The organism is Bacillus sp. MD-5 (assembly GCF_002201875.1).
Taxonomy (GTDB): domain Bacteria; phylum Bacillota; class Bacilli; order Bacillales; family Bacillaceae; genus Bacillus; species Bacillus stercoris.
Genome location: NZ_CP021911.1, coordinates 880,668 through 905,030 on the forward strand (window position 1 = coordinate 880,668; position 24,363 = coordinate 905,030).

Sequence of the window (24,363 nt, forward strand, 5' to 3'; positions counted from 1 at the left end):
ACAGGCCGCTCTCTTTTCTGTTCTTGGCAAATGAATCTATAGAAATGAAGACAAAAATAAGAGATAATATAGGCTGGAAAGGAAGTGACGTTTATTGTCTGAGCAAAAACCAGTCCAATGGGCTTCGAAAATTGGTTTCGTCATGGCAGCGGCCGGCTCGGCTATCGGCTTGGGCGCGATTTGGAAGTTCCCTTACGTAGCGGGGACCAATGGGGGAGGAGCCTTTTTTCTTATCTTCGTGTTATTTACCATCCTCTTAGGCTATCCGCTTTTGGTGGGGGAATTTATTTTTGGAAGACGGAACCAGACGAATGCCATTGATGCATATAAAAAAGAAGCGCCGCGATCAGCTTGGTTTCTTACCGGGTGGATCGGTGTAGCCGCGTGTTTCTTAGTGCTGTCGTTTTACAGTGTAATCGGAGGATGGATCTTGCTGTATATCGTAAAAACGGCGTCAGGCTCACTGTCCGGGCTTTCCCAAGCACAGTATGGCGCTCTTTTTGCTTCTATTATCCATAATCCGGTGCAGACGCTCACGGCTCAGCTTGTTTTTATGGTACTGACTGTCATCGTTGTCGCCAGAGGGGTTCAAAAAGGAATTGAACGGGTCAGCGCGGTGATGATGCCGATTTTGTTTTTGTTGTTTATTCTGCTTGTTCTCCGGTCTCTTACGCTTAACGGTGGAATGGAAGGCGTAAAGTTTCTGCTTGTGCCACATTTCAGCGATCTGACTCCGGAATCTATATTATTCGCTCTGGGACAGGCTTTCTTTACGTTAACATTGGGGGTATCGGTGATGGTGACCTATAGCTCCTATTTGCCGAAAACACAAAATATCCCTCGTTCGGCAGCCTCCATTGTCTTGATGAATATCATTGTGACACTCTTGGCAGGTCTAGCTATTTTTCCGGCGGTTTTTTCATTCGGTTTTCAGCCAAATGAAGGACCGACACTGCTGTTTACAGTGCTTCCGGCCGTTTTTGAACAGCTGCCGTTTGGCACGTTGTTTTTTATCGGTTTTCTCGTTGCATTTTTATTTGCGGCCTTAACCTCAGCATTTTCGATGGTTGAAATTATTGTCGCCACAATCGGAAAAGGGGACGAAAAGAAGAGAAAAAAACTGTCATGGACGAGCGGGCTTTTGATCTTTTTGGTCGGAATCCCATGCTGCTTGTCTTATGGCGTATTGAGTGATGTGCACCTATTTGGCAAAACGTTTTTTGATATTGCCGATTTTACCGTCAGCAATGTTTTAATGCCTTCAGGCGCTCTGTTAATTTCTCTTTTTATCCCGCTTAAAATTTCGAAGAGCGAGCTCTTGGCAGAAATGAGAAATGGATCAAATGCAGGTAAAGCATTCTTTTACACATGGTTTTATTTGCTTCGTTTTATCGTGCCGCTTGCCATTATTATCGTGTTCTTAAATTTAATTGGAATTTTATCTTTTTAAAAAAACAGGCTCCGGGAATGGAGCCTGTTTTTTTATTTAATAAGATGATATCAACGGCGCCCATGCCGTTTTTAATTTTTGGATGCCGAGCCTGATGTCCTCTTCTGACAAACCGCCATAACCGATTAAGACAGAAGCAAAAGGCGTTCGTACTTTATATGAAGGGGAGACGGGATAGATGGTTGCACCGTTGTTTGCGGCTGCTTTTATTGCTTCGTCCTCACTTGCTGGAAACAAAAGACGCAGCAGAATGTGAAGCCCTGAGTTTTTACCGAGAATCTCAACGGTGTTTCCTAGTTCAGAGCGGATGACTTCTAACAGGACAGCGTGTTTTTTTCGGTATAGGCCTCTCATTCTATTTATGTGTTTTTGCCACTCTCCGGTTTCGATGAAGTCTGCCAGTGCGAATTGCGAGTGGGCAGAGACGGTTTGCTTCATTAACTGAGCGTTGTTTTTGATCGATTTCATGAGTTCAGGGGGCACCATCATGAAGCTAAGCCGCAAGGAAGGCAGAAGTGACTTTGAAAAAGTGCCAAGATATATGACTCTGCCATTCGGATCTAGACCCTGTAAAGACGGAATGGGATGGCCGCTGTAGCGAAATTCCCCGTCATAATCATCCTCTATAATGAATGAATTTGATTTTGCTGCCCATGCAAGCAGCTCCTGTCTGCGGGTTATCGTCATGATGGTCCCAAGCGGAAACTGATGCGAAGGAGTCGTATACATGAAATAAGGATTCCGGCGGTAGAGCTCATCCGGCAGGACGCCTTCTGCATCAGAACAAATCGGAATGACATTCATGCGATTTGCTTCAAACATCCTTCTTGAACGGTGAAAGCCCGGTTCTTCAAAGCCGATTTTTGTCCCTGGTTTTAGCATAAGGCAAAGAATTTGCAGAAGCACAGTGGTTCCTGCACCAATGATAATCTGGTCGGGCTCGCAATTGACTCCCCGAGACAGCCTGACGAATCGGGCAATCGTGTGTCTGAGTTCGTATTCTCCCTGAGGGTCGCCAGAGGTGTGAAACGAATCGGAATAGCGATCCAGACTTTTTACTATGCTTTTTCTCCATGCAGTAAACGGGAAGTGGGCCGGATCAACATTGCCTTGATGAAAGTCAATAGCAGGTGCGTTCTTTTTATGTGAGCCAGGCTGTGCAGACTGCTGAAAATGGTCAGGAGCTGACGGAAAATCTGGTTCTACTTCCGCGGCGAACCAGCCGATTTTCGGCTTGCTTTTGACATAGCCCTCAGCAGTTAATTGCTCGTAAGCCCGTTCTATTGTTGCCGTGCTGACATCGAGCAAGCTGGAGAGCCTGCGTTTTGAAGGAAGTTTTGTTCCCTTTGAGATTCGCGCATGTGAAATCTCTTGTTTGAAAAAGGTATAGAGCTGCTCATACAGCGGTATTTTGCTCTTTTTATCAAGAAACGGCGTGATATCCATCTCATGTCTCCTTTTTATCTGGCATGGTCATTTTTTCTGATATTGGCTATTTGGTAAATGCCATTTATTAGCTATGATCATTGTAACGAAAGGAAAGGGGATTGAGAAGATGATTCATATCAAACAATTAACCACGAAAGAAGAATGGGCTGAGTCGTATCCGGTCATGGGTGAATTGAGAACAGAACTAGATATCGAGACATATTTACAAAGGCTTGAAGCCTGTGTGCAGAAAGAATCGTATATGCTTTTTGCCTTATATGAAGATACAGAGATCAGAGCGCTGTGCGGCGCTCAGCCGAGGGTTTCCATTCATAAAGGAGAGCACTTGTGGGTTGCGGATCTAGTTACAACGGCACCTAGCCGATCAAAGGGATACGGCAAAATGCTTTTGGATTATGCCGCAGACTGGGCGAGTAAAGCCAGACTTGGTTTTGTCAGTCTTTCATCTGGCCTTCAGCGTAAAGACGCACATCGATTTTATACAGAAAAAATGGGTTTTGCTATAGAAAGCTATTTGTTCCGAAAACCGGTGTAAATGAAAAAAGACGCCTGAAAAGGCGTCTTTTTTTAAAAGCCAAACTGTAAATTTGTATCTACAGATACAATGGTATACACACAAATAATCACAAAGAGATTAAGGATGACGCCGAGCAGGCCGGGGCCTGTGCGTCCTCTCTTGATGAAGAGTTCAACAACGCCGAACGGAACGGCAGCCATGGCGAACGGAAGCATTTGATAGGAATAAAACGTGACATTGCTGATAATCGCCAAATTCAGCAAGAGCAGGGACAGAACCGCTGTCCCGACAGAGATCCAGCCGAATACATTGTGTTCTTTAAAAATTCTTACCAGTTCCATAATTCCACCTCGCCGACATTCGCTGATTTTACAGATTTGTTTTTCAGCATCCGCTGGATTTCCTTGGTTGGTCCTGTAACGACCGAACCGTAAACATTGACACCGTTTTTCTCTACATAATCTAATCGGTTATCTACATTCAGGTCTTTTCGTTTTGAAATGACCTGAGCCCATTTTTCGTGTTTGGACATAAATTTCAGGGCGTTGATAAACTGATCGCCATTCGACTTGCCTTTTGTATTAAGGGCAGCCAAGAACTTTGAATCCTTTCCAGGATAGCCAAGAGGTTCTGTTGAAGCTGTCTTATTTGTGTTTTTCTCTGTTTCGATTGCGTTCCACAAAAAGCTCACATCATAGCCTTTGAATTTGTTATACACGTCTTTTGTCGGATATGCGCGGTCATATGAAAGGTAGACCTCGGATACCGTTCCTTCAGGCAATGTCTTTAATGTTTTTTCTGCTTTTGCGGTTGTTTGTTCAGACGTGTTGGAAGGGTGTGTGAAGTAATGGCCGGTTTTATTCGCTTCTAAGTCATAGTAGTTTACAGCCGGCGCTTTTACTTTGTTATAAAACATTTCAACCCGTTCATTCCCTACGGCAGCCGTCTTCGTGCCAATCTGCTTTTGCAGCGGGAATTCCGTATTCATGCCAAACAGCTTCACTTGGCTTTTCAGCCCGGAAGTATCAACAAGAACATTCGGCATGGTCAGGGCTACAGTGACGGCGGCGGTTTCCATAAACTCATTGCCGGTGCTGTGTTTTCCGCCCATTCCGTAATAGAGGTAGCTTCCCAGCGTGCAAAGCGGCAAAATCATCAATGTCGAAATGACGGCAAGCACAGAAATTCGCAAATAAGATTTGCGTTTGCCGTAGGCTAAAATCGCTTTTTGTTTTTCAGGACTGATGCTGATATCCCAATCGTTATCGTCCTCTAGCTCGCTGTCAATCAATTCCTGATATACTTCGAGCTTCTCAAGTTCTTCCTCAAATGCGTTCATTTCCTGGTCGCTCATTTCCCCATTTTTATATTGATCAAAACGCTTTTTAAATTCTTCATTCATCATTAACACCTCTATTATAAAGTGCTTTCAGCCGCTGTCTGGCACGAAATAAAACACTTTTAAAATTCGCCTCTGAAATATTCATAATATGGGATGCTTCTTTGTAATTTAACTCTTTTAAATAATATAACGTTAAGGCCTCCCGATAATTATCGGGGAGCTCGGACATATAACCAGTCAGCACTTCCTTTATCTCTACCTGATGGGCAGGGCTCTGAACAGCATTTTGAAAGAGGCTTCCGATTAAGTCATCAGAAATGGTTACTTCTTTCTTATGCTTTCTGACGTAATCAATGAAGGCGTTTCGCGCCACTTGAAAAAGCCAGGGCTTTACTTTGCTGTGATCATAGGAGTGAATGTGTATGTATGCCCGCATAAAGGTTTCCTGCAGCAAGTCTTCAGCAAGATGCTTGTCTTTTGTCATGGAGAGCAGGAACCTGTAAACATCATTCATGTACATTTGGTAAATTTCATCGATCGTCACTGCCTTTTCTCCCCTCTATGTTATACACGCATAAGAAAGGTTTAAAGTTGCACATTACATGCAAACGGCTTTTTTATACCTAATCAAACACCATTCCTATATAGTACCCAAAAATGGCCGCAAAAGATAGTGCGGAGAAATGTTTAACAATTTTTCCAGAGGGGAAAAGATAGTGAAAAAGTGAAGGAGTGGCACAATGGAATATACCAGTATCGCAGACACAGGAATAGAAGCCTCCAGAATCGGCCTCGGCACATGGGCCATTGGCGGAACGATGTGGGGAGGCACTGACGAAAAAACATCGATTGAAACAATCCGCGCCGCTCTTGATCAGGGGATTACACTGATTGACACCGCACCGGCTTACGGCTTCGGGCAGTCCGAGGAAATTGTCGGAAAGGCAATCAAGGAGTACGGCAAAAGAGACAAGGTAATTCTCGCAACCAAAACGGCTTTGGACTGGAGGAACAACCAGCTGTTCCGCCATGCGAACAGAGCGAGAATTGTAGAGGAAGTTGAGAATTCTTTAAAACGGCTTCAAACAGACTATATTGACCTTTATCAGGTGCATTGGCCTGATCCGCTTGTGCCAATTGAAGAAACAGCGGAAGTCATGAAGGAATTATATGATGCGGGAAAAATCCGGGCGATTGGCGTCAGTAATTTTTCAATTGAGCAAATGGATACATTTCGCGCCGTTGCACCCCTCCATACGATTCAGCCTCCTTATAATCTGTTTGAAAGAGAAATGGAAGAGAATGTTCTTCCGTATGCGAGAGATCACAAGGTGACAACCTTATTATACGGAAGTTTATGCAGAGGGCTGTTAACAGGCAAAATGACTGAAGAATATACATTTGAGGGCGATGATCTGCGTAATCACGATCCAAAATTCCTGAAGCCCCGCTTTAAAGAGTATCTTTCTGCTGTCAATCAATTGGATAAGCTGGCGAAGACACGTTATGGAAAATCAGTGATTCACTTGGCTGTCAGATGGATCTTAGATCAGCCGGGAGCGGATATCGCTCTTTGGGGAGCAAGAAAGCCTGGGCAGCTTGAGGCCCTATCTGAGATTACAGGCTGGACGCTGAATAGTGAAGATCAGAAAGATATCAATGCCATATTGGAAAATACAATTTCAGACCCAGTCGGACCGGAGTTTATGGCCCCGCCGACCAGAGAGGAAATATAACAAAAGCTGAGGGCGAATCCTCAGCTTTTTGGCGTTTTAACGGGAGAAATCTTAAAAATTAGTACCAGGTAATAAAAAATATTGTTATAATAGATGACAGAAAGAATCATTGATTACGACAAAGGAAGTGCGATATGTATAAGTTTTGTGCAAATGCTTTAAAAGTTATTCTTTCTCTTCGCGGAGGAGTGAAGGTGTATAACAAAGAAAACCTTCCGGCCGATTCAGGTTTTGTCATCGCGTGTACACATTCCGGCTGGGTTGATGTGATTACACTCGGAGTCGGGATTCTTCCTTATCAAATACACTACATGGCGAAAAAAGAGCTTTTTCAAAATAAATGGATCGGTTCGTTTCTGCAAAAAATTCATGCCTTTCCGGTAGATCGGGAAAATCCCGGGCCAAGCAGTATTAAAACACCGATTAAGCTGCTGAAAGAAGGAGAGATTGTCGGTATCTTCCCAAGCGGAACAAGAACCTCTGAGGACGTGCCTTTGAAAAGAGGTGCGGTGACAATTGCGCAAATGGGGAAAGCGCCGCTTGTTCCTGCTGCATATCAGGGCCCTTCAAGCGGAAAAGAATTGTTCAAAAAAGGAAAAATGAAGCTGATTATCGGTGAGCCTCTTCACCAGGCTGATTTTGCCCACCTGCCGTCAAAGGAAAGACTTGCAGCAATGACAGAGGCTTTGAATCAGCGGATTAAAGAATTAGAGAATAAACTTGATCAGCTATAAGGCGTTAGCCTGAAACTGTGAAAATAAGAAAAGCACCTTGTATAAGGTGCTTTTCTTATTATGCTTCCTGCTGGTTAGCAGTCTCGAGAAGTTCTTCTTCTTGAAGCTTTTTCACTTCAATATATGCGACGTGGTGGCCGTCAATTTCATTAATGATGAATTCGCAGCCTTCTTCGATGATAGAATCATCTTTTTCAACATCGTATTTTTGAGTAAGGAACCAGCCGCCGATTGTATCGACTTCTTCGTTCTCTAAATGAATGCCGAGCAGGTCGTTTACTTGGTCAATTAGCACTTTTCCGTCAAGAATATAATGGCCTTCGCCGATTTTGCGGATTTCGCTAATTTCATCAATATCAAATTCATCGCGAATTTCACCGACAATTTCCTCGATGATGTCCTCAACCGTTACAAGCCCGGCAGTGCCGCCGTATTCATCAGACAAGATGGCCATGTGGACCCTCTCTTTTTGCATTTTGACAAGCAGGTCTTGGATCGGCGCAGATTCAATGACATGAATGATCGGATTGACGAATTCAGAAATGGTCGAATCAACAGATACCTCGCCGCTGATGCAGGCGGTCAGCACTTCTTTTATGTTAATAACCCCGATAATGTTATCTTTATCGCCCTCTTCCACAGGGTAGCGGGTATATTTTTCAATCTGAATGATGTCCATCATTTCAGAAATCTTGATATCATGCGGAAGGCTGACAATTTCGGTCCGCGGAATCATAATTTCTTTCGCGAGCCTGTCGTCAAATTCAAAGATTTTATTCACATATTTAAACTCTGACTGGTTGATTTCACCGCTTTTATAGCTTTCAGACAAAATGATTCGCAGCTCTTCTTCAGAGTGGGCCAGTTCGTTTTCTGAAACGGTCTCCAGGCCAAATGCTTTTGTCAATAACCGTGCGGAATTGTTCAAAAGCCAAATGAACGGGAACATAATGCGGTAAAACCAAATCAGCGGTTTCGCAAACAGCATAGACACTGCTTCCGCCTTTTGGATAGCGACTGTCTTAGGTGCAAGTTCTCCGACAACAACGTGCAGGAACGTGATAATGGCATACGCAAAAATAAACGATATGACATGCGAAAGGGAACCTGGAACGTTCAATTTTACGAAAAGCGGGTGAAGCAGCCTTTCAATCGTTGATTCACCTAAGACCCCTAATCCGATGGAAGTCAGTGTAATTCCGAGCTGACACGCAGATAAATATTCATCAAGATGCGTGGTCACTTTTTTTACGGCTATTGCTGCTTTATTTCCTTCCGCGATCAGCTGATCGATCCGTGAGCCTCTGATTCTGATAATGGCAAACTCAGATGCCACGAAAAATGCCGTCAGGGCGATTAAAACAGCAACTAAAATCAAATTCACTATGTCCAATTAGAACCTTCACTCTAGCAATGAGAATGAAGGTAACACCTCCTGTTAGATAAAATGGTTTTAACTTAACAGCAGCATTAATGATTGGAACACGGCGAGCTTTTCAGGCGGGAGCTTGCTTTTCAGCTTGTCACGATCCTCAGGCTTCAGCCGTTCAAACCGATGCAAGATTCCGGAGATGTTTTGATTCATATGATCAATTTCTAATGCCAGATTTCCAATTTCATCATTAAGTTTAGCTGAAGAGGGAAACTGGTTCTCCAGTCGATCTTTAATATCGGACAGGGCCAATCGCTGCTTCTTGCAATCTACAATAAATATAAGCCGTTTGAGTGCATTTTCGTCGTAGTAACGGTAATTTGAACAGGATCTGGCCGGCGTAAGCAGACCGAGATTCGTATAATAATCAACTGTCCGTTTCGTTACTCCGGCGAGCGCCGCTAGTTCACTGATGCGATAAGTCTCAGCCCCATCTATATCCCTCCCAACCATCACGTTATAGTTATGAGAATAGTTTAATATATGAACGGTGTCTTGCACAAGTTTATTGTTTTTTCCTAGATGGGAATTAGAAGTTGTGGAATTCATGATCTGATTGAAGTAACATAGGAAGATAGAATTTTCAAATTTTTATATGCGGAAGGGACAGATGAAATTGGCTGGGTTATCCCGGGAAGTTGAAGGAAACTTAAATAAAGGATCTTGGATTCGCAAGTTGTTTGATGAAGGTGCAAGGCTGAAGAAAGAGTTCGGGGAAGACCAGGTATTTGATTTTTCACTCGGCAACCCGATTGTTGAACCTCCTGAAGCTTTTAAGAGAGCGTTAATAGCGGAAGCTGAAAAAGGCAGCCACGGATACATACAAAACCAAGGTCTTCCGGCAGCGAGAGAAAAAGTCGCGCAATTTCTGGGGTCACGTTTTGAAGCTGATTTCTCAGCGGAGCGGATCGTCATGACGGTGGGCGCGGGCGGCGCTTTGAATGTTGCGTTAAAAAGCATCATAAATCCTGGGGAAGAAGTCATTATTCTCGCACCTTATTTTGCCGAATATAAGTTGTATATTGAGAACTATGGGGGCAAGGCCGTCAGTTGCCCGTTGACAGACGGGTTCGAGATCGACATTGAAGCGGTAAGGCAATCGATCACCCCGCAGACAAAAGGGCTGATTCTCAATACACCGCATAACCCGACAGGCACTGTTCTCAGCCAGAAAAATATAGACGATTTAGGCGCTTTATTAAAAGAAATAGAAGAAAAAAACGGCCAGACGATTTATGTGCTGTTTGATGAACCGTATAGTCAATTAATCTATGATGAAGAGCTGGCAAATCCGTTTCAATCGTATCATCGTGTGATTTTGGCCAGTTCATTCAGTAAGGATCTCGGCATAGCCGGGGAGCGGCTCGGGTATATCGGATTGGACAGCCGAATGCCGAATGCGGACCTTTTGATCAACGCTTTTGTGTATTGCAATCGAACGCTTGGATTTGTGAATGCCCCTGTTATGATGCAGCGGACTGTGGCACGAATGGATGATTTAAGAGTAGACCCAAGCGCTTATAAGGAGCGCCGGGATTTAATGGTAGACATTTTAAAAGAAGCCGGTTTTGAATTTGAAATGCCAAAGGGAGGCTTCTTTGTTTTTCCGAAATCGCCAATTGAAGATGAAGTCGCATTTTGCGTGCATGCCGCCCAAAAATACAAATTATTAATTGTGCCGAGCAGCGGTTTTGGAATGAGCGGGCATTTCCGCTTATCCTTCAGTGTGCCGATCGAGCAGATTAAAAACTCACGGGATATTTTCATTTCTTTATATAAAGATTTTGCTTAAGAAGGCAAAGAAAGAGAAAACAGTTTTCCATGCTGTTTTCTTTTTTATATATTCACAAAATCTTTACTCCTCAATTCAGGCAGTCAGCAGAATTGCCAAGCAGTGCGTGCAATTAAGGCTTTCCCTATAATAAAAGTCTAAAAATTAAAAATCATTTTTGGAATGAGTTGTGTTACAATAAAATATACAATTTATAATCAAACTTTGACTTTTGGAGGTGGTATGATGGGGCCCTCTGCTTAGGCAACAATACACCGCGTACCTCAATGTTAAGGAAAAATGATTATATCAGGAGGTGACTCCTTATCCTTTAATAAGAGGGATAAGGTTAAATGGACGATATTGACAGTCTGATTTTAATTGGCGTGCTCATTGCTTTAACCGCGTTTTTCGTTGCAAGCGAGTTTGCGATTGTTAGAGTAAGGAGATCCAGAATAGATCAGCTTATCACAGAAGGAAACAAACGGGCGATACTCGCAAAGCGTGTCATTACAGATTTGGATGAATATTTATCCGCATCCCAGCTGGGCATTACATTGACATCAATTGGACTTGGCGTACTGGGTGAACCGGCCTTTGAACGGCTTCTGCATCCATTGTTTGAACCGCACGGCTTGCCGGACTCGGTTTCTCATGCAGTCTCTTTTGCAGTCGCGTATGGCTTGATCACATTCCTGCACGTCGTTGTAGGTGAACTGGCCCCGAAAACGGTCGCGATTCAAAAGGCAGAGCAGCTGACCTTGCTGATAGCGGGTCCTTTGCGTTTATTCTATTTGCTCCTGTTTCCGTTTATTTGGATCCTCAATGGATCGGCGCGGCTTTTATGCGGAATGTTCGGTTTAAAGCCTGCGTCAGAACATGACGGTTCCCATTCTGAGGAAGAACTCAGGATGCTGTTGTCTGAGAGTTTAAAAAACGGAGAGATTAATCCGTCTGAATATAAATATGTGAATAAGATTTTTGAATTTGATAATCGGATCGCCAAAGAAATTATGATACCGCGGAAGGAAATGGCCGCGGTCTCCACAGAGATGACGATGGCTGAAATGCTTGAAGTCATGCTGAAGGAAAAATACACGCGCTGGCCAGTCACAGCTGGGGACAAAGACAGTGTGATCGGTTTGGTCAATACGAAGCATTTGTTTTCTGATTTGCTGTTTATGACAGAAGAAGAACGAATGAAGATGACGATCCATCCGTATGTGCGGCCGGTCATCGAAGTGATTGAAACGATCCCGGTTCATGATTTGCTGATTAAGATGCAGCGCGAGCGCATTCATATGGCTATATTGTCTGATGAATACGGAGGAACCTCGGGACTTGTGACGACAGAGGATATTCTTGAGGAAATTGTCGGCGAGATCAGAGATGAATTTGATGAAGATGAACAGCCGCTGATCCAAAAGCTTGGCGACGGCCATTATGTGATGGATGGAAAGGTTCGGATCGATCAGGTGAATAGCCTTCTTGGCGCATCGATTCAAGAAGACGTCGGTACGATCGGCGGACTGATATTAAAAGAAAACATCGATATTGAGGCTGGTGAATCCATTCGCATCGGTTCATATACGATAAAGGTGCTGAAGATGGACGGCCGATTAATCAAGCAAATCGATATAAAAGAAGAAGCCGGCAGCACAACAGGGATTACGGCGCACCGCAAGCTGCCGCTGCCTGAGCCTGTGATGCTGAACAGTGCAACCTTGAGCGAGAAATAAGCTCAAGGTTTTTTTACATTGCGATTGTCCAGCCGCACCAAAACGCCAATAACGACCCGCAAAGTGTCAGGGCGATGTACAGGAGGCTTTCCATTACACGTTTGGCCATTAGGAGTTGAACACTTTCAACGCTGAAAGTGGAAAAGGTCGTAAAGGCGCCAAAAAAACCCGTTCCAATGATAAGCGAGACCGAAGCATTTGTAACGTGAAGCCCTGTAAATATTCCGAGCCCGAGAGCTCCGAGAATATTGACTGTCAGTATGCCAATGGGCAGGCTGACACCTTTGGCTCTGGCGGTTATCACATTGCCAAGCCAGAAGCGAAGCACGGCGCCAAGTCCGCCCCCTATGAAAATACCCGCTAGTGTCATCTTTCCTCCAGCCCCTTTCCTTGCTGAATGTCTGCTATGCGCCGTCCTGCAAAAACACCAATCAGTGCAAATATGATCCCTGATATCAATGAGATTGCCAGATACAAAACAGCCAGTGAGGGTTGTCCTTGCAAAAGCATCACTGTTTCCTTAGAAAACGTGGACATTGTTGTGAAGCCTCCGCAAAAGCCGGTGCCTAACAAAGCTGACAGCAGAGGGCGTTTTGCCCCAATCATAAAAAATCCGGTTAGAATGCCTAATAGAAGGCTGCCTGCCGCATTTTCCAGCCAGGTTGCCGCAGGGAACTGACCAGTGTGTATCCATAAGTTTAATCCGTATCGGAGGCAGGCGCCTAGCGCGCCTCCGATAAAAACCGCGCTATATCTTTTCATGTTTGCCATCCTTTATGATCAAATCCGGGTAATCTGTAACGATGCCGTCCACGCCCATGGCTCGTAATTTTGCCGCTGTCTTTTCATTGTTGACAGTCCATGCAAATATGTTTAAGCCGCTTTTATGGACGGAACCGATCATCATACGGTTGAGCCGTGTGTATTTTATATTGACATAGTTTGCAAAAGAGCGGAAGGCCTTCAGCTGATTTCTGGACAGCATGCCAAAATTGGGTCTTGTAATGACCGCTGTCGGAATCGATGGATAAAGCTCGCGAAATCTCTGAACGGAACGGAACTGAAAGGATTGGACAATATTGTTGATAGAAAAAGAAAATTGCCCTAACAGCTGTCCCACCTCTTCTTCAATTCCAGCTTGAGACGGATGGCCTTTTAGCTCAATTAAAAGGCCGATTTTTTTGTGGTAGCGCTTGAGCACTGCTTCCAGGGTCGGAATACGCTCTCCTTGAAAAGCGGGACCGTACCAGCTTCCTGCATCGAGTTTCTGCAATTCCTCCAAGGTAAAATCCTTAATAAAGCCCGATCCGTTTGTTGTTCGGTCAACTCTGTCATCGTGTATCACAACAATCTGCCTGTCTTTTGTAAGCTGGACATCCAGTTCAATCATATCTGCATTCATTTTCACCGCAAGGTCAAATGCGGCAATCGTATTTTCCGGAGCGTAACCTGATGCTCCGCGATGGGCAATGGTGTACAAGCTAAGTCAGCTCCTCGTATGGGCATTTCTGTTATTGTATCAAATCCATATATGCACAGCGATACAAAGTGGTGAATTTTTTCTGCCATATCGGAATGGTCCGGGCTGAGGAATGCGTATAACTAAAAAAAAGACATTCAGCGTATCAGAACACATTTCGCCAGAAAATTAGGTCTTTCGACATGTTCACAACAAAATATGATCCTTTATAATAGCAAAAAAGGAGGCGAGATCATGGGAAAAGGGAGAATCAGAGTGGAGGAAAGAATTAAAGCCGAAACGGATGCTGAAATGCAAAAAGCAACTCTCCTTGATCAGACACAAGCGAAAAAAAAGTAAGTGACTGTCCCTATTGAATCTGGCTGATAGATGAATTGAGAAATGACCCCGGCGTTTCGCCGGGGTTTTGTGTTGCAAAAGACATTTAAATGAACATCTTTACGAATATTTTAGTATAATAACAATCGATTGGGATAGAGGGGAGACAGTCATGCCAGATTATTTGCAGCAGTATTTTACGCTTGATAACATCATACAAATCGGCATCAGCTTGGCGATTTTGCTGGTGTTTCTTATACTCAGAAAATTGTTCACGAGATATTTCTTTAACCTGCTTTTTAATTTGACAAACCGGCCGAAAACAGAAATTTTTAAACAGGTGGTTCTGGCGTTTGATAAGCCGGCCAGATGGTTTTTTGTTGCCCTTGGGCTGTTTTTAGCGATCCGGTATTCACCGTTTTTTGACGAGCAAATGCCTGTCATCAGCAAAATATACCGTTCGCTGATTGTTGCGCTCTTGTCCTGGGGGCTTTGTAATTTGACCGCAACGTCGTCGTTTATCTTCCATAAGGTGAATCAGCGCTTCGATTTGGACATGGATGACATTTTGGCGCCGTTTTTATCCAAGCTGCTCCGTTTTGTGATCATAGCGCTCAGTGTCAGTGTGATCGCTCAGGAATTCAATTATGATGTCAACGGATTTGTAGCGGGCCTTGGTCTTGGCGGACTGGCTTTTGCGCTTGCTGCGAAGGATACCATCAGCAACTTCTTTGGCGGTATTATTATTATTACTGAAAAGCCGTTCACGATTGGTGACTGGGTGGAGACATCGACCGTAACAGGGTCAGTCGAGGATATTACCTTTAGGAGCACGAGATTCAGAACAGCACAGGGGGCGCTTGTAACAGTGCCGAACTCTACGCTGTCGATGGAAGCGATCACGAACTGGACAAGAATGACCAAACGTCAGATTACGTTTTCCATCCATGTGTCCTACGCTACGCCGATTGAGAATCTTGAGCGTTCCATTCGTTCTCTCAGAACAATGCTGCTGGAGCATGAGGGCGTTGATAATGAAACAATCATGGTCAACTTTGATACGTTTGCCGACAGCTACTATAATTTATTTTTTAATTTCTATACAAAAACGACGGTTTGGGCTGAAAACCTTGATATTCGAGAGGACATCAACTATAAAATTATTGATATTTTAGGCGCGGAAGGCGTCCAGTTTGCATATCCCGGCCAAATGGTTGTTGTAAAGCAAAAGCACGAAAGCGACCCATTCCAAGTGAATCTAAATAAAGAGGAAAAGGAACGGGCTTAAAAGAGAGACTTCGTCTGACAGAGGCGGAGTCTTTTTCATGGTAAAATAAGAGAAAAAGGCGGTGTTGAGTTGGAAGCAATCAAAAAAATTTTAAATGAAGCACAGAGAATTGTCGTGCTGACTGGAGCGGGGATGAGCACAGAATCAGGAATTCCTGACTTTCGTTCAGCAGGAGGCATTTGGACGGAGGATGCCTCAAGAATGGAAGCGATGAGCCTTGATTATTTTTTAAGCCATCCGCGTCTGTTTTGGCCCAAATTCAAAGAATTGTTCCAGATGAAAATGAGCGGCAGCTTCGAACCGAATGAAGGGCATTTGCTTTTAGCTGAGCTGGAGAAACAAGGGAAGCAGGTCGATATTTTCACGCAAAACATTGACGGTCTTCATAAAAAAGCCGGGAGCAGGCATGTATACGAGCTGCATGGTTCTATCCAGACAGCAGCTTGTCCGGCATGCGGCGCCCGACATGACCTTCCTCATTTACTGGAGCGGGAGGTGCCGGAGTGCACGGCGGCCGGAAATAATGGTGACATTTGCGGAAGGGTATTAAAAACCGATGTTGTTCTCTTTGGCGATGCCGTCTTGCACTTTGACACCCTTTATGAAAAGCTGGATCAAGCAGATCTTTTATTAGTTATCGGCACGTCTCTCGAAGTAGCTCCGGCGAGATTTGTGCCTGAGGATGCAAGCCTGATTCCCGGCATGAAGAAAGTCATCATAAACCTTGAACCAACGTATTGTGACAGCCTGTTTGACATGGTCATCCATCAAAAAATCGGCGAGTTTGCCCGAAGTTTGGGCATGAAAAAGTGAGCCGCCTTATGCGCCTCACTTTTTTATTCATGAACAGGAACCATTGTGTCCTCTAACACTCCGAAGGAATAGCCCTTTTCTTTTAATTTATTGATTAGCACCGGCAGCGCGTTTACGGTAGCGGGAAGGTCATGCATGAGAATTACATTTGGGCGGCTTGAAGAGCTGTGTTCCATATTCTCAAGCTGCTGTAATACGGCAGTCACATACTGTGAATTCCGGTATTTCCAGTCCATGCTGTCGATCGTCCAATCCCAGTACACAAACCCCTCTTTTTCCAGGTTGCGGATTTGTGGGGCGGTTAGTGACGGCTTGCTTCCGTATGGCGTTCTGACAAGATCGGTTTTATATCCTGTAATGTCTTGCAGCGTGTCACGCGCCTCCTGCATTTCTTTTAACGGAGATGTCTCTGTTTGATAGAACAATCTGTTATTATGAGTCACGCCATGTAAACCGAGTGCGTGGCCTTCCTTTTCTGCTCTTTTCACCGCCTGCTTGAATTCATTCATCCGCGGTGAAAGCATGAAAAATGTCGCTTTTACATCAGCGCTTTTCAGTACATCGAGCAAGCGGGTTGTAACGGCTGACGGGCCGTCATCGAAGGTTAAGTAAACTGTTTTATCTCCCATGTTCTGCTTTGTCTGCAGATGTTTTATCAGCAGGTCAGGGGAGTCGTTTTTCAGCTTAAGGCTTTCCTTCTCATCTCGAAGCTGACCGTTTGTTGTGACAGTGACTTCCTTTGCTTTCGTTGAACTGTTGGAATAACCCAAAATCACCATAAGCAAAAGCAGCACACATAAAACTGCTAAACTTGCAAATTTAAAAGCAAGCGAAACTGCAGAAGGAGAAGCTTCTCCTCTCGTTTGTCGCATAACAATCTCTCCATTGGCATAAAATCTCTACATAATGCTGTACAGCAGGCAGCTTATGAAGATGCCATATGATTACAACCTATGTATTACCAATCAAGTATACAGGAATAAAACTGGAAAGAACATAGAAAATTTGTCGAAATATCAGATTTTAAGGAAAAAATAAACTCCTTTCCGCTATAGATCTCTTGATCTTTCTGTTTTTCAGCATGTCCAATATGATAGAATTAGTGACAATGACAGCTTGAAATACATCAGGGAAATCTCGAAAAGGGAGGGCTTTTATGAAGGTTTTAGTCAATGGCCGGCTGATTGGGCGCAGTGAAGCATCGATCGATTTGGAAGATCGCGGTTACCAGTTTGGTGACGGCATCTATGAAGTGATCAGGGTGTACAAAGGAGTATTGTTTGGATTACGTGAGCATGCAGAGCGTTTTTTCAGAAGTGCAGCTGAAATCGGAATTTCACTGCCGTTCAGCATTGAAGATCTCGAGTGGGACCTGCAAAAGCTTGTACAGGAAAATGCGGTCAGTGAGGGAGCGGTATACATTCAGACAACTAGAGGCGTGGCCCCGCGAAAACATCAATATGAAGCAGGCCTTGAGCCGCAAACCACTGCTTACACGTTTGCTGTGAAAAAACCGGAGCAAGAGCAGGCATACGGAGTGGCGGCCATTACAGATGAGGATCTTCGCTGGCTAAGATGCGATATCAAAAGTCTGAATTTACTGTATAATGTGATGACGAAGCAAAAGGCCTATGAAGCGGGAGCCTTTGAAGCCATTTTACTGAGGGACGGCGTTGTTACGGAGGGCACATCCTCAAACGTTTATGCCGTTATCAACGGGACGGTGCGAACACATCCGGCTAACCGGCTCATTCTCAATGGAATTACCCGAATGAATATTTTAGGATTGATTGAAAAGAATGGGATCAAACTGGATGAAAATCCTGTCAGTGAGGAAGAGTTGAAACAGGCGGAAGAGATCTTTATTTCGTCAACGACGGCAGAAATTATTCCGGTCGTGACGCTAGATGGACAATCGGTCGGAAGCGGGAAACCCGGACCAGTGACAAAACAGCTTCAGGCTGTTTTTCAAGAAAGCATTCAGCAGGCTGCAAGCATTTCATAAAACAACGAAAAAAAGAGCCCGCTATTGCAGCGGAGCTCTTTTTATTTTTTCACAAATCCAATCAAAATGGAGATCATTGGCGATATATAGAGGAAGAACGCAAACGGGAAGTAGTCTATGACGGGAACACCAAGCGCGCTCGCCATAAAAGCGCCGCTGACGCCCCAAGGGATTAACGGGTTAATTAATGTTCCGCCATCCTCTAATGATCTTGTCAAAAATTTTCGCTGGATGTTTTGTTTGTCATATAAGGATTTAAATGATTGTCCCGGTATTAATATCGATAAATACTGTTCGCCGGTTGCCAAATTGACGCCGATGCTTGAGCAGACAGTTGCCGCAACAAGACGGCCTTTTGAACGGATGCCTTTCATGACGCCTTCCAATAGTGCTGAAATCAATCCGATTTTCTCCATCAATCCGCCTAGTGCAAAAGCAATCATAATAAGAGAGACTGAGCCCATCATGGATTGCAGTCCGCCTCTGTTGATAATTTTAGCGGCTGCCTCATTGTCAGTGTCAAAACTCGTGCCATTTTGCAGAGCTGTCATAAACGCCTGCAGGCTGCTGTCGGGTACAAATATAGCAGTCAAAATTCCCGAGGAAATAATTCCGGCAGCCAGAACGGGAATGACTGATACCCGTTTAATTGCCAGCAAAACGACTAAGAGCGGGGAAAGAAGGGCCCACGGTGTCACGTTTGCGGCATCTTTGATTGCGGTTATGACTTGTTGAATATCATCGGTTGAAGCAGCGTCCACTGACACTGATGAACCGAGAAAATAAAACAGAACGACAGTGATGAGCAAAGCTGGAATGGTTGTGCCTGTCATATGGCGAATGTGTTCGAAGATCGGTATTTCGCCTATTCCGGCGGCAAAGTTGGTTGTGTCCGACAGCGGCGACATTTTATCACCAAAACAAGCGCCGCATATGACTGCGCCTGCCGTCCATTCAAGCGGGACGCCTGCCGCGCTCGCCACGCCAATCAGTGCTACTCCGATTGTGCTTACAGTTGTCAGGCTTGAGCCAACAAGTGTGCTGATGATCATGCATGAAAACAAAGCGGTCAGCAGAAGGTGGCTTGGTTCAATAAAGGATAGGGCATACACCGTCACAGACGGTATTGCGCCGCTGTACATCCATGCGCCGATTAAGATGCCGATCAGCGCCAGAACGATAATCGGCTGTACGCCGTTTTTGATCCCGTCAACAATCCCTTTTTCAATACTCTTCCAGGAAAATCCCAACCATAATCCGGCTGCTGAAAGCGTGACAACACATAAAAACAGCGGAATATGCGGTTCCACGTGAAGAAAAAATAAGCAAGAAATAATAATGCATAACATAAATATAAATAAACCGACGGCTAACGGAAACGTCAGCTTTTTTTGAGAATCCAAAATAACACCCCATAATTATCTTTAATGCTTTTGTGCTTTTTGGCACGAAAGCATTATAACAGAAAAAAACGAAAATCTATGTTTTTTCACAATTATGAATATAAAAGAAGTGAGCACAGGGCGTGCTCACTTTACAATCAGGACGGGTATATCCGATTTCGCTGAAAGCTTTTCACTTACACTTCCGAATATTAATTTTTTCAACCTGTTTTGGTCTCTGCTTCCGGTTACGATCATATCGGCAGAAATGCGGTTCGCATGCTCGATAATTGATTCAGCCGGATCGCCTTCTAATATATCAATATCTCCATCTGCCTGCTGTTCATTCAGCATCATTCTGGCTTCGGCGACGACTTCTTCCGTACGGTCTTCATAGATGATTGGTTCAGGTGAAGCAACATCTGATATCAACGGATCGGGAACACCTGTCATGCCTCCGCTGATATAGCTTGCTTCAGCTGCGGGTCTGGGCGGGTCGATGACGGTCTGATTGTCTTTCATATCATGTGAATGGGCGACGGTAATAGCGGCATTTACGGTTTTAGCAAGATCAATGGCTGTCTGAAGCGCTTTCTTACTATTTTCACTTCCGTCAAACGCAACGATGATACGGTCAGCATGGAACATCCTTCTCACCCTTTCAAAGCGTCTTACAACACTACTACCCGAATTTGAGCACAATTAACCCTTTCCTATTCAAGTAATGATTGACAAAAAAAGGTTTTGTTTATATGATGATAAAAAGATGAAATCAGAATGGAAGGAGGGTTTGCTATGCCAAGGAATTTGCGTGTTTATCAAACAGTTTCATATTGGCGCGGCAAACCCTTTGTTCTGTTTTCGTGAACGGTTTTTTAGGCTTGGCCGCGCGCTGAAAAGCGCTGTGCATAACATATTGGTTAAAAAAGGCATGGAGCTGACGCTTCATGCCTTTTTTATATACAAAATCTAAGGAAAGACAGGTGTATGGGATGTGAAGACAAATACAGAGGCGAGGGCTGTTCATGCCAAATTGGATGAAAAAAGCTGCAAGGAAAAAATAGAAGGCGGCTGATGAGGAGATGGGGATAGATGTTTTCAGTATTGAAAAAGCTTGGCTGGTTTTTTAAGGCGTACTGGCTGCGCTATACGATTGCGATTGTCCTTTTATTAGCAGTCAATGTCATTGAAATGTTTCCGCCTAAGCTCTTGGGGAACGCCATAGATGATATGAAATCGGGGGCGTTTACTCAGGAAGGGCTGCTGTTTTATATCGGTATCTTTTTTGTGCTGACAGCAGTTGTGTATATGATGTCTTATTTTTGGATGCACCAGCTGTTTGGCGGTGCGAACCTGATGGAGAAAATTCTTCGTACGAAGCTGATGGGGCATCTGCTGACTATGTCGCCGCCGTTTTATGAAAAAAACCGGACAGGCGATTTAATGGCACGGGGGACGAATGATCTTCAGGCCGTCAGCTTAACGACAGGGTTTGGCATCTTGACGTTAGTCGATTCTACGATGTTTATGATGACGATCTTTTTGACGATGGGGTTTTTGATCAGCTGGAAGCTGACCTTTGCCGCGATTATCCCGCTTCCAGTCATGGCGATTGCAATCAGCCTATATGGAAGTAAAATTCATGAGCGGTTTACGGAGGCCCAAAATGCGTTCGGGGCGCTGAATGACAGGGTGCTGGAATCTGTTTCCGGCGTGCGGGTGATTCGTGCGTATGTACAGGAAACAAACGATGTTCGCCGGTTTAATGAAATGACCGCTGATGTTTATCAGAAAAATATGAAAGTGGCTTTTATTGATTCACTGTTCGAGCCGACGGTGAAGCTGCTTGTCGGGGCAAGCTATCTGATTGGGCTCGGCTACGGAGCGTTTCTTGTGTTCCGGAACGAACTGACGCTTGGAGAGCTTGTGTCCTTTAATGTTTATCTCGGTATGATGATTTGGCCGATGTTTGCAATTGGTGAACTCATTAACGTGATGCAGCGCGGCAATGCGTCATTAGACCGGGTAAATGAAACCCTTTCTTCTCAACCGGACGTGACAGATCCAAAACGGCCCGTTGATCTTAAAGAGCCTGGAGATATCGTTTTCAGCAATGTCAGCTTTACATATCCAAGCTCAACAAGCTGCAATATTCAGGATGTTTCATTTGCGGTGCGAAAAGGGCAGACGGTCGGAATTGCCGGTAAAACCGGGAGCGGAAAAACGACAATTATTAAGCAGCTTTTGCGCCAGTACCCTCCAGGTGAAGGGAGCATTACATTTTCAGGCGTGCCGATTCAGCAGATCCCTCTTGACCGGGTCCGCGGGTGGATCGGATATGTGCCGCAGGATCATTTGCTGTTTTCGCGGACTGTAAAAGAAAATATTTTATACGGAAAACAGGATGCGAGTGATGAAGAGGTTCAGCAAGCCATTGCCGAAGCATACTTTGAAAAAGATTTGCACATGCTTCCAGCAGGTCTGGAGACAATGGTCGGCGAAAAAGGCGTGGCACTGTCAGGCGGACAGAAACAAAGAATTTCGATTGCAAGAGCACTTATGGCGAATCCAGAGATCTTGATTCTGGATGATTCGCTTTCCGCTGTAGATGCCAAAACAGAGGCTGCGATTATCAGGAACATCAGAGAAAACCGCAAAGGAAAAACGACATTTATTTTGACGCACCGATTATCTGCTGTAGAGCACGCTGACCTGATCCTTGTGATGGACGGCGGCGTCATTGCAGAGAGAGGCACGCATCAAGAATTGCTGGCCAATAATGGGTGGTACCGGGAACAATATGAAAGACAGCAGCTGTTCACTGCGGAAGAAGGGGAGGCAGGGGCATGAAAATAGGAAAAACGTTATGGAGATACGCACTCCTTTATCGAAAATTGCTAATCACGGCCGTCCTATTGCTAGCTGTCGCCGTCGGTGCAGAACTGACCGGGCCCTTTATCGGCAAGAAAATGATAGACGACCATATCCTCGGCATTGAGAAAACATGGTATGAAGCTGCGGAAAAAGATAAAAATGCCGTTCAGTTTCACGGCGTCTCATATGTCAGAGAGGACCGAATGCAGGAACCTGTTTCAAAAGCAAAAGAAGCGCATATTTATCAAGTGGGAATGGCGTTTTATTTTGTTGATCAGGCTGTCAGCTTCGACGGGAATAGAACGGTTTCTGACGGGAAGCTGACGATCTCAAATGGAGACGTGAGCCGAACATATACTGCCGAAAAGCTGACAAAGCAGGAACTTTTCGGGTTCTATCAGCCGGAAATAAAGGGAATGGTGTTTCTGATCTGCCTGTATGGAGGCTTGCTGGTGTTTTCGGTATTTTTTCAATACGGACAGAATTATCTGCTGCAGATGAGCGCCAATCGGATTATTCAAAAGATGAGGCAGGACGTGTTTTCGCACATACAGAAAATGCCGATTCGATATTTTGACAACCTTCCGGCCGGAAAAGTCGTTGCGCGGATTACCAATGATACGGAGGCTATCAGGGATTTATATGTCACCGTGCTTTCTACATTTGTGACAAGCGGAATCTATATGTTCGGGATATTCACGGCTTTGTTTCTGCTTGATGTGAAGCTTGCGTTTGTATGTCTGGCAATTGTGCCGATGATCTGGCTGTGGTCGGTCATTTACCGAAGATACGCCTCATATTACAATCAAAAAATTCGCTCGATCAACAGTGACATTAACGCAAAAATGAATGAATCCATCCAAGGCATGACCATTATTCAGGCTTTCCGCCATCAAAAGGAAACGATGAGAGAATTTGAGGAATTAAATGAATCACATTTTTATTTCCAAAACAGAATGCTGAATTTAAACTCCTTAATGTCCCATAATCTGGTCAATGTCATCCGCAATCTTGCGTTCGTCTGTCTAATTTGGCATTTTGGCAGTGCGAGCCTGAATGCGGCTGGGATTGTTTCTATCGGAGTGCTGTACGCGTTTGTCGATTATTTGAACCGGCTGTTTCAGCCGATCACTGGCATCGTCAATCAGTTTTCAAAGCTGGAGCTTGCTAGGGTCTCCGCCGGGCGTGTTTTTGAACTGCTTGTAGAAAAGAATACGGAAGAAGCAGGTCAACCGGCGAAGGAGCGTGCGCTGGGACGGGTTGAGTTTCGTGATGTGTCATTTGCCTATCAAGATGGTGAGGAGGTATTAAAACATATTTCCTTTACCGCGCAAAAAGGCGAAACCGTAGCGCTCGTCGGTCATACCGGATCAGGAAAAAGCTCGATTTTAAATCTTCTGTTTCGTTTTTATGATGCGCAAAAAGGTGATGTTCTGATTGATGGAAAAAGCATTTACAACATGTCAAGACAGGAACTCAGATCTCATATGGGCATTGTGCTTCAGGACCCGTACTTATTTTCAGGCACAATCGGATCTAACGTAAGTCTGGATGACGAAAGAATGACTGAAGAAGAAATGAAAAAAGCACTGCGGCAAGTCGGTGCCGAGCCGCTTATAAAAAAGCTTCCGAAGGGCATGAATGAACCCGTGATTGAGAAAGGCAGCACGCTATCCTCTGGCGAGCGGCAGTTAATTTCCTTCGCCAGAGCTTTGGCGTTTGATCCCGCAATTTTGATTTTAGATGAAGCAACGGCGCACATTGATACAGAGACAGAGGCCGTAATCCAGAAGGCGCTTGATGTCGTCAAACAAGGACGAACTACCTTCGTCATCGCTCACCGGCTTTCAACAATCAGAAATGCAGATCAGATTTTGGTTCTTGATAAAGGAGAAATCGTTGAGAGAGGGAACCACGAGGAATTGATGGCATTAGAAGGCCAATATTATCAAATGTATAAACTGCAAAAGGGACAGAAACATTCCATTGCATAACGCTAAAAACCCAAAACAATCGTGTTTTGGGTTTTTGAT

Annotated in this window: 25 protein-coding genes; 13 read left to right on the forward strand and 12 right to left on the reverse strand. The window is 44.5% G+C overall.

Going from position 1 to position 24,363, the window contains the following annotated elements; translation table 11 throughout:
* The first annotated feature begins 94 nt into the window (after positions 1-94).
* On the forward strand, positions 95-1,450 hold the full coding sequence (locus tag CDO84_RS04270; protein ID WP_040083606.1) for a sodium-dependent transporter: 1,356 nt from the start codon (positions 95-97) through the stop codon (positions 1,448-1,450).
* 36 nt (positions 1,451-1,486) lie between these two features.
* Here the strand turns inward: CDO84_RS04270 and pdxR are convergent, their stop codons facing one another.
* On the reverse strand, positions 1,487-2,896 hold the full coding sequence (gene pdxR / locus CDO84_RS04275) for a MocR-like pyridoxine biosynthesis transcription factor PdxR (RefSeq protein WP_040083605.1): 1,410 nt from the start codon (positions 2,894-2,896) through the stop codon (positions 1,487-1,489).
* A 109-nt stretch (positions 2,897-3,005) separates the two neighbouring features.
* Between pdxR and CDO84_RS04280 the strand changes: the two genes are divergently transcribed.
* Positions 3,006-3,434, forward strand: a complete 429-nt coding sequence (locus tag CDO84_RS04280) for a GNAT family N-acetyltransferase (RefSeq protein ID WP_040083604.1) — start codon at positions 3,006-3,008, stop codon at positions 3,432-3,434.
* A gap of 32 nt (positions 3,435-3,466) precedes the next feature.
* On the opposite strand, the gene CDO84_RS04285 is transcribed toward CDO84_RS04280, so the two are convergent.
* Genes CDO84_RS04285 through sigM form a run of 3 tightly spaced genes read right to left on the reverse strand, consistent with a single transcriptional unit; the run spans position 3,467 to position 5,302 of the window.
* Positions 3,467-3,757 carry an anti-sigma-M factor gene (locus CDO84_RS04285; protein ID WP_003233341.1) on the reverse strand — a complete coding sequence of 97 codons (291 nt, stop codon included), beginning with the start codon at positions 3,755-3,757 and terminating at the stop codon, positions 3,467-3,469.
* Entirely contained in the window at positions 3,745-4,821 is a 1,077-nt protein-coding gene (locus CDO84_RS04290; protein WP_082033029.1) for an anti-sigma factor, read from the reverse strand. Before CDO84_RS04290 ends, CDO84_RS04285 begins: the two co-directional genes overlap by 13 nt.
* Complete coding sequence (gene sigM / locus CDO84_RS04295) at positions 4,811-5,302, reverse strand: RNA polymerase sigma factor SigM (protein WP_003224177.1); 492 nt, start codon at positions 5,300-5,302, stop codon at positions 4,811-4,813. The genes CDO84_RS04290 and sigM overlap by 11 nt, the downstream gene beginning before the upstream one ends.
* Positions 5,303-5,498: 196 nt before the next feature.
* Between sigM and akrN the strand changes: the two genes are divergently transcribed.
* Both akrN and CDO84_RS04305 read left to right on the forward strand, forming a co-directional pair.
* On the forward strand, positions 5,499-6,494 hold the full coding sequence (akrN, locus tag CDO84_RS04300; RefSeq protein WP_040083601.1) for an aldo/keto reductase AkrN: 996 nt from the start codon (positions 5,499-5,501) through the stop codon (positions 6,492-6,494).
* Between the two features lie 134 nt (positions 6,495-6,628).
* Positions 6,629-7,228, forward strand: coding sequence for a 1-acylglycerol-3-phosphate O-acyltransferase (locus CDO84_RS04305; RefSeq protein ID WP_014663357.1), 600 nt, complete (start codon positions 6,629-6,631; stop codon positions 7,226-7,228).
* Positions 7,229-7,286: 58 nt separating this feature from the next.
* Here the strand turns inward: CDO84_RS04305 and CDO84_RS04310 are convergent, their stop codons facing one another.
* Together CDO84_RS04310 and cueR are read right to left on the reverse strand one after the other, a co-directional pair.
* Positions 7,287-8,621: a hemolysin family protein gene (locus CDO84_RS04310; protein ID WP_040083600.1), complete on the reverse strand. Its 1,335-nt coding sequence runs from the start codon at positions 8,619-8,621 to the stop codon at positions 7,287-7,289.
* A 60-nt stretch (positions 8,622-8,681) separates the two neighbouring features.
* Positions 8,682-9,113 (reverse strand): Cu(I)-responsive transcriptional regulator, encoded by a 432-nt coding sequence (gene cueR / locus CDO84_RS04315; protein WP_040083818.1) that lies wholly within the window; start codon positions 9,111-9,113, stop codon positions 8,682-8,684.
* Between the two features lie 157 nt (positions 9,114-9,270).
* On the opposite strand from cueR, the gene CDO84_RS04320 reads away from it, so the two are divergent.
* Together CDO84_RS04320 and CDO84_RS04325 are read left to right on the forward strand one after the other, a co-directional pair.
* Positions 9,271-10,452, forward strand: coding sequence for a pyridoxal phosphate-dependent aminotransferase (locus tag CDO84_RS04320; RefSeq protein ID WP_040083599.1), 1,182 nt, complete (start codon positions 9,271-9,273; stop codon positions 10,450-10,452).
* A 332-nt stretch (positions 10,453-10,784) separates the two neighbouring features.
* Complete coding sequence (locus CDO84_RS04325) at positions 10,785-12,170, forward strand: hemolysin family protein (protein ID WP_040083598.1); 1,386 nt, start codon at positions 10,785-10,787, stop codon at positions 12,168-12,170.
* Positions 12,171-12,183: 13 nt separating this feature from the next.
* Here the strand turns inward: CDO84_RS04325 and crcB are convergent, their stop codons facing one another.
* The 3 genes from crcB to CDO84_RS04340 are packed head-to-tail and all read right to left on the reverse strand — an operon-like array spanning position 12,184 to position 13,650.
* Entirely contained in the window at positions 12,184-12,540 is a 357-nt protein-coding gene (crcB, locus tag CDO84_RS04330; protein WP_040083597.1) for a fluoride efflux transporter CrcB, read from the reverse strand.
* Positions 12,537-12,932, reverse strand: coding sequence for a fluoride efflux transporter FluC (locus tag CDO84_RS04335; RefSeq protein WP_040083596.1), 396 nt, complete (start codon positions 12,930-12,932; stop codon positions 12,537-12,539). Before CDO84_RS04335 ends, crcB begins: the two co-directional genes overlap by 4 nt.
* On the reverse strand, positions 12,919-13,650 hold the full coding sequence (locus CDO84_RS04340) for a glycerophosphodiester phosphodiesterase (RefSeq protein WP_040083595.1): 732 nt from the start codon (positions 13,648-13,650) through the stop codon (positions 12,919-12,921). The genes CDO84_RS04335 and CDO84_RS04340 overlap by 14 nt, the downstream gene beginning before the upstream one ends.
* Positions 13,651-13,884: 234 nt before the next feature.
* Here CDO84_RS04340 and CDO84_RS04345 point away from each other — a divergent pair, with 234 nt between their 5' ends.
* From CDO84_RS04345 to srtN, 3 genes are all read left to right on the forward strand, one after another.
* Complete coding sequence (locus CDO84_RS04345) at positions 13,885-13,989, forward strand: YhdX family protein (RefSeq protein ID WP_052438175.1); 105 nt, start codon at positions 13,885-13,887, stop codon at positions 13,987-13,989.
* A gap of 151 nt (positions 13,990-14,140) precedes the next feature.
* Positions 14,141-15,256 (forward strand): small-conductance mechanosensitive channel protein MscY, encoded by a 1,116-nt coding sequence (gene mscY, locus CDO84_RS04350; RefSeq protein WP_040083594.1) that lies wholly within the window; start codon positions 14,141-14,143, stop codon positions 15,254-15,256.
* Between the two features lie 69 nt (positions 15,257-15,325).
* Positions 15,326-16,069, forward strand: a complete 744-nt coding sequence (gene srtN / locus CDO84_RS04355) for a sirtuin NAD-dependent deacetylase (protein ID WP_040083593.1) — start codon at positions 15,326-15,328, stop codon at positions 16,067-16,069.
* Between the two features lie 23 nt (positions 16,070-16,092).
* Here the strand turns inward: srtN and CDO84_RS04360 are convergent, their stop codons facing one another.
* Positions 16,093-16,941 (reverse strand): polysaccharide deacetylase family protein, encoded by an 849-nt coding sequence (locus CDO84_RS04360; RefSeq protein WP_014663367.1) that lies wholly within the window; start codon positions 16,939-16,941, stop codon positions 16,093-16,095.
* A 284-nt stretch (positions 16,942-17,225) separates the two neighbouring features.
* Here CDO84_RS04360 and dat point away from each other — a divergent pair, with 284 nt between their 5' ends.
* Entirely contained in the window at positions 17,226-18,074 is an 849-nt protein-coding gene (gene dat / locus CDO84_RS04365) for a D-amino-acid transaminase (protein ID WP_040083591.1), read from the forward strand.
* A gap of 41 nt (positions 18,075-18,115) precedes the next feature.
* Here the strand turns inward: dat and nhaC are convergent, their stop codons facing one another.
* Entirely contained in the window at positions 18,116-19,477 is a 1,362-nt protein-coding gene (nhaC, locus tag CDO84_RS04370; RefSeq protein ID WP_040083590.1) for a Na+/H+ antiporter NhaC, read from the reverse strand.
* Positions 19,478-19,603: 126 nt separating this feature from the next.
* Complete coding sequence (locus CDO84_RS04375; RefSeq protein WP_014663370.1) at positions 19,604-20,104, reverse strand: universal stress protein; 501 nt, start codon at positions 20,102-20,104, stop codon at positions 19,604-19,606.
* Positions 20,105-20,267: 163 nt separating this feature from the next.
* On the opposite strand from CDO84_RS04375, the gene CDO84_RS04380 reads away from it, so the two are divergent.
* The 3 genes from CDO84_RS04380 to bmrD all read left to right on the forward strand — a co-directional run bounded on the left by CDO84_RS04380 (position 20,268) and on the right by bmrD (position 24,324).
* Complete coding sequence (locus CDO84_RS04380; RefSeq protein ID WP_052438174.1) at positions 20,268-20,429, forward strand: hypothetical protein; 162 nt, start codon at positions 20,268-20,270, stop codon at positions 20,427-20,429.
* A gap of 119 nt (positions 20,430-20,548) precedes the next feature.
* A complete protein-coding gene (gene bmrC / locus CDO84_RS04385) occupies positions 20,549-22,306 on the forward strand; it encodes a multidrug ABC transporter ATP-binding protein BmrC (RefSeq protein ID WP_040083588.1) in 1,758 nt (585 codons plus the stop codon).
* Entirely contained in the window at positions 22,303-24,324 is a 2,022-nt protein-coding gene (bmrD, locus tag CDO84_RS04390; protein ID WP_040083586.1) for a multidrug resistance ABC transporter ATP-binding protein/permease BmrD, read from the forward strand. The genes bmrC and bmrD overlap by 4 nt, the downstream gene beginning before the upstream one ends.
* Positions 24,325-24,363 lie beyond the last annotated feature (39 nt).

Excerpts from the sequence above, each read along its gene's own strand:
- CDO84_RS04320 (WP_040083599.1), top strand. The coding sequence starts at position 9,271 with ATGAAATTGGCTGGGTTATCCCGGGAAGTTGAAGGAAACTTAAATAAA.
- dat (WP_040083591.1), top strand. The coding sequence starts at position 17,226 with ATGAAGGTTTTAGTCAATGGCCGGCTGATTGGGCGCAGTGAAGCATCG.
- CDO84_RS04280 (WP_040083604.1), top strand. The coding sequence starts at position 3,006 with ATGATTCATATCAAACAATTAACCACGAAAGAAGAATGGGCTGAGTCG.
- CDO84_RS04305 (WP_014663357.1), top strand. The coding sequence starts at position 6,629 with ATGTATAAGTTTTGTGCAAATGCTTTAAAAGTTATTCTTTCTCTTCGC.
- CDO84_RS04285 (WP_003233341.1), bottom strand. The coding sequence starts at position 3,757 with ATGGAACTGGTAAGAATTTTTAAAGAACACAATGTATTCGGCTGGATC.
- CDO84_RS04290 (WP_082033029.1), bottom strand. The coding sequence starts at position 4,821 with ATGATGAATGAAGAATTTAAAAAGCGTTTTGATCAATATAAAAATGGG.
- akrN (WP_040083601.1), top strand. The coding sequence starts at position 5,499 with ATGGAATATACCAGTATCGCAGACACAGGAATAGAAGCCTCCAGAATC.
- CDO84_RS04345 (WP_052438175.1), top strand. The coding sequence starts at position 13,885 with ATGGGAAAAGGGAGAATCAGAGTGGAGGAAAGAATTAAAGCCGAAACG.
- bmrD (WP_040083586.1), top strand. The coding sequence starts at position 22,303 with ATGAAAATAGGAAAAACGTTATGGAGATACGCACTCCTTTATCGAAAA.
- CDO84_RS04360 (WP_014663367.1), bottom strand. The coding sequence starts at position 16,941 with ATGCGACAAACGAGAGGAGAAGCTTCTCCTTCTGCAGTTTCGCTTGCT.
- CDO84_RS04375 (WP_014663370.1), bottom strand. The coding sequence starts at position 20,104 with ATGTTCCATGCTGACCGTATCATCGTTGCGTTTGACGGAAGTGAAAAT.
- bmrC (WP_040083588.1), top strand. The coding sequence starts at position 20,549 with ATGTTTTCAGTATTGAAAAAGCTTGGCTGGTTTTTTAAGGCGTACTGG.
- CDO84_RS04335 (WP_040083596.1), bottom strand. The coding sequence starts at position 12,932 with ATGAAAAGATATAGCGCGGTTTTTATCGGAGGCGCGCTAGGCGCCTGC.
- cueR (WP_040083818.1), bottom strand. The coding sequence starts at position 9,113 with ATGGTTGGGAGGGATATAGATGGGGCTGAGACTTATCGCATCAGTGAA.
- crcB (WP_040083597.1), bottom strand. The coding sequence starts at position 12,540 with ATGACACTAGCGGGTATTTTCATAGGGGGCGGACTTGGCGCCGTGCTT.
- CDO84_RS04325 (WP_040083598.1), top strand. The coding sequence starts at position 10,785 with ATGGACGATATTGACAGTCTGATTTTAATTGGCGTGCTCATTGCTTTA.
- mscY (WP_040083594.1), top strand. The coding sequence starts at position 14,141 with ATGCCAGATTATTTGCAGCAGTATTTTACGCTTGATAACATCATACAA.
- pdxR (WP_040083605.1), bottom strand. The coding sequence starts at position 2,896 with ATGGATATCACGCCGTTTCTTGATAAAAAGAGCAAAATACCGCTGTAT.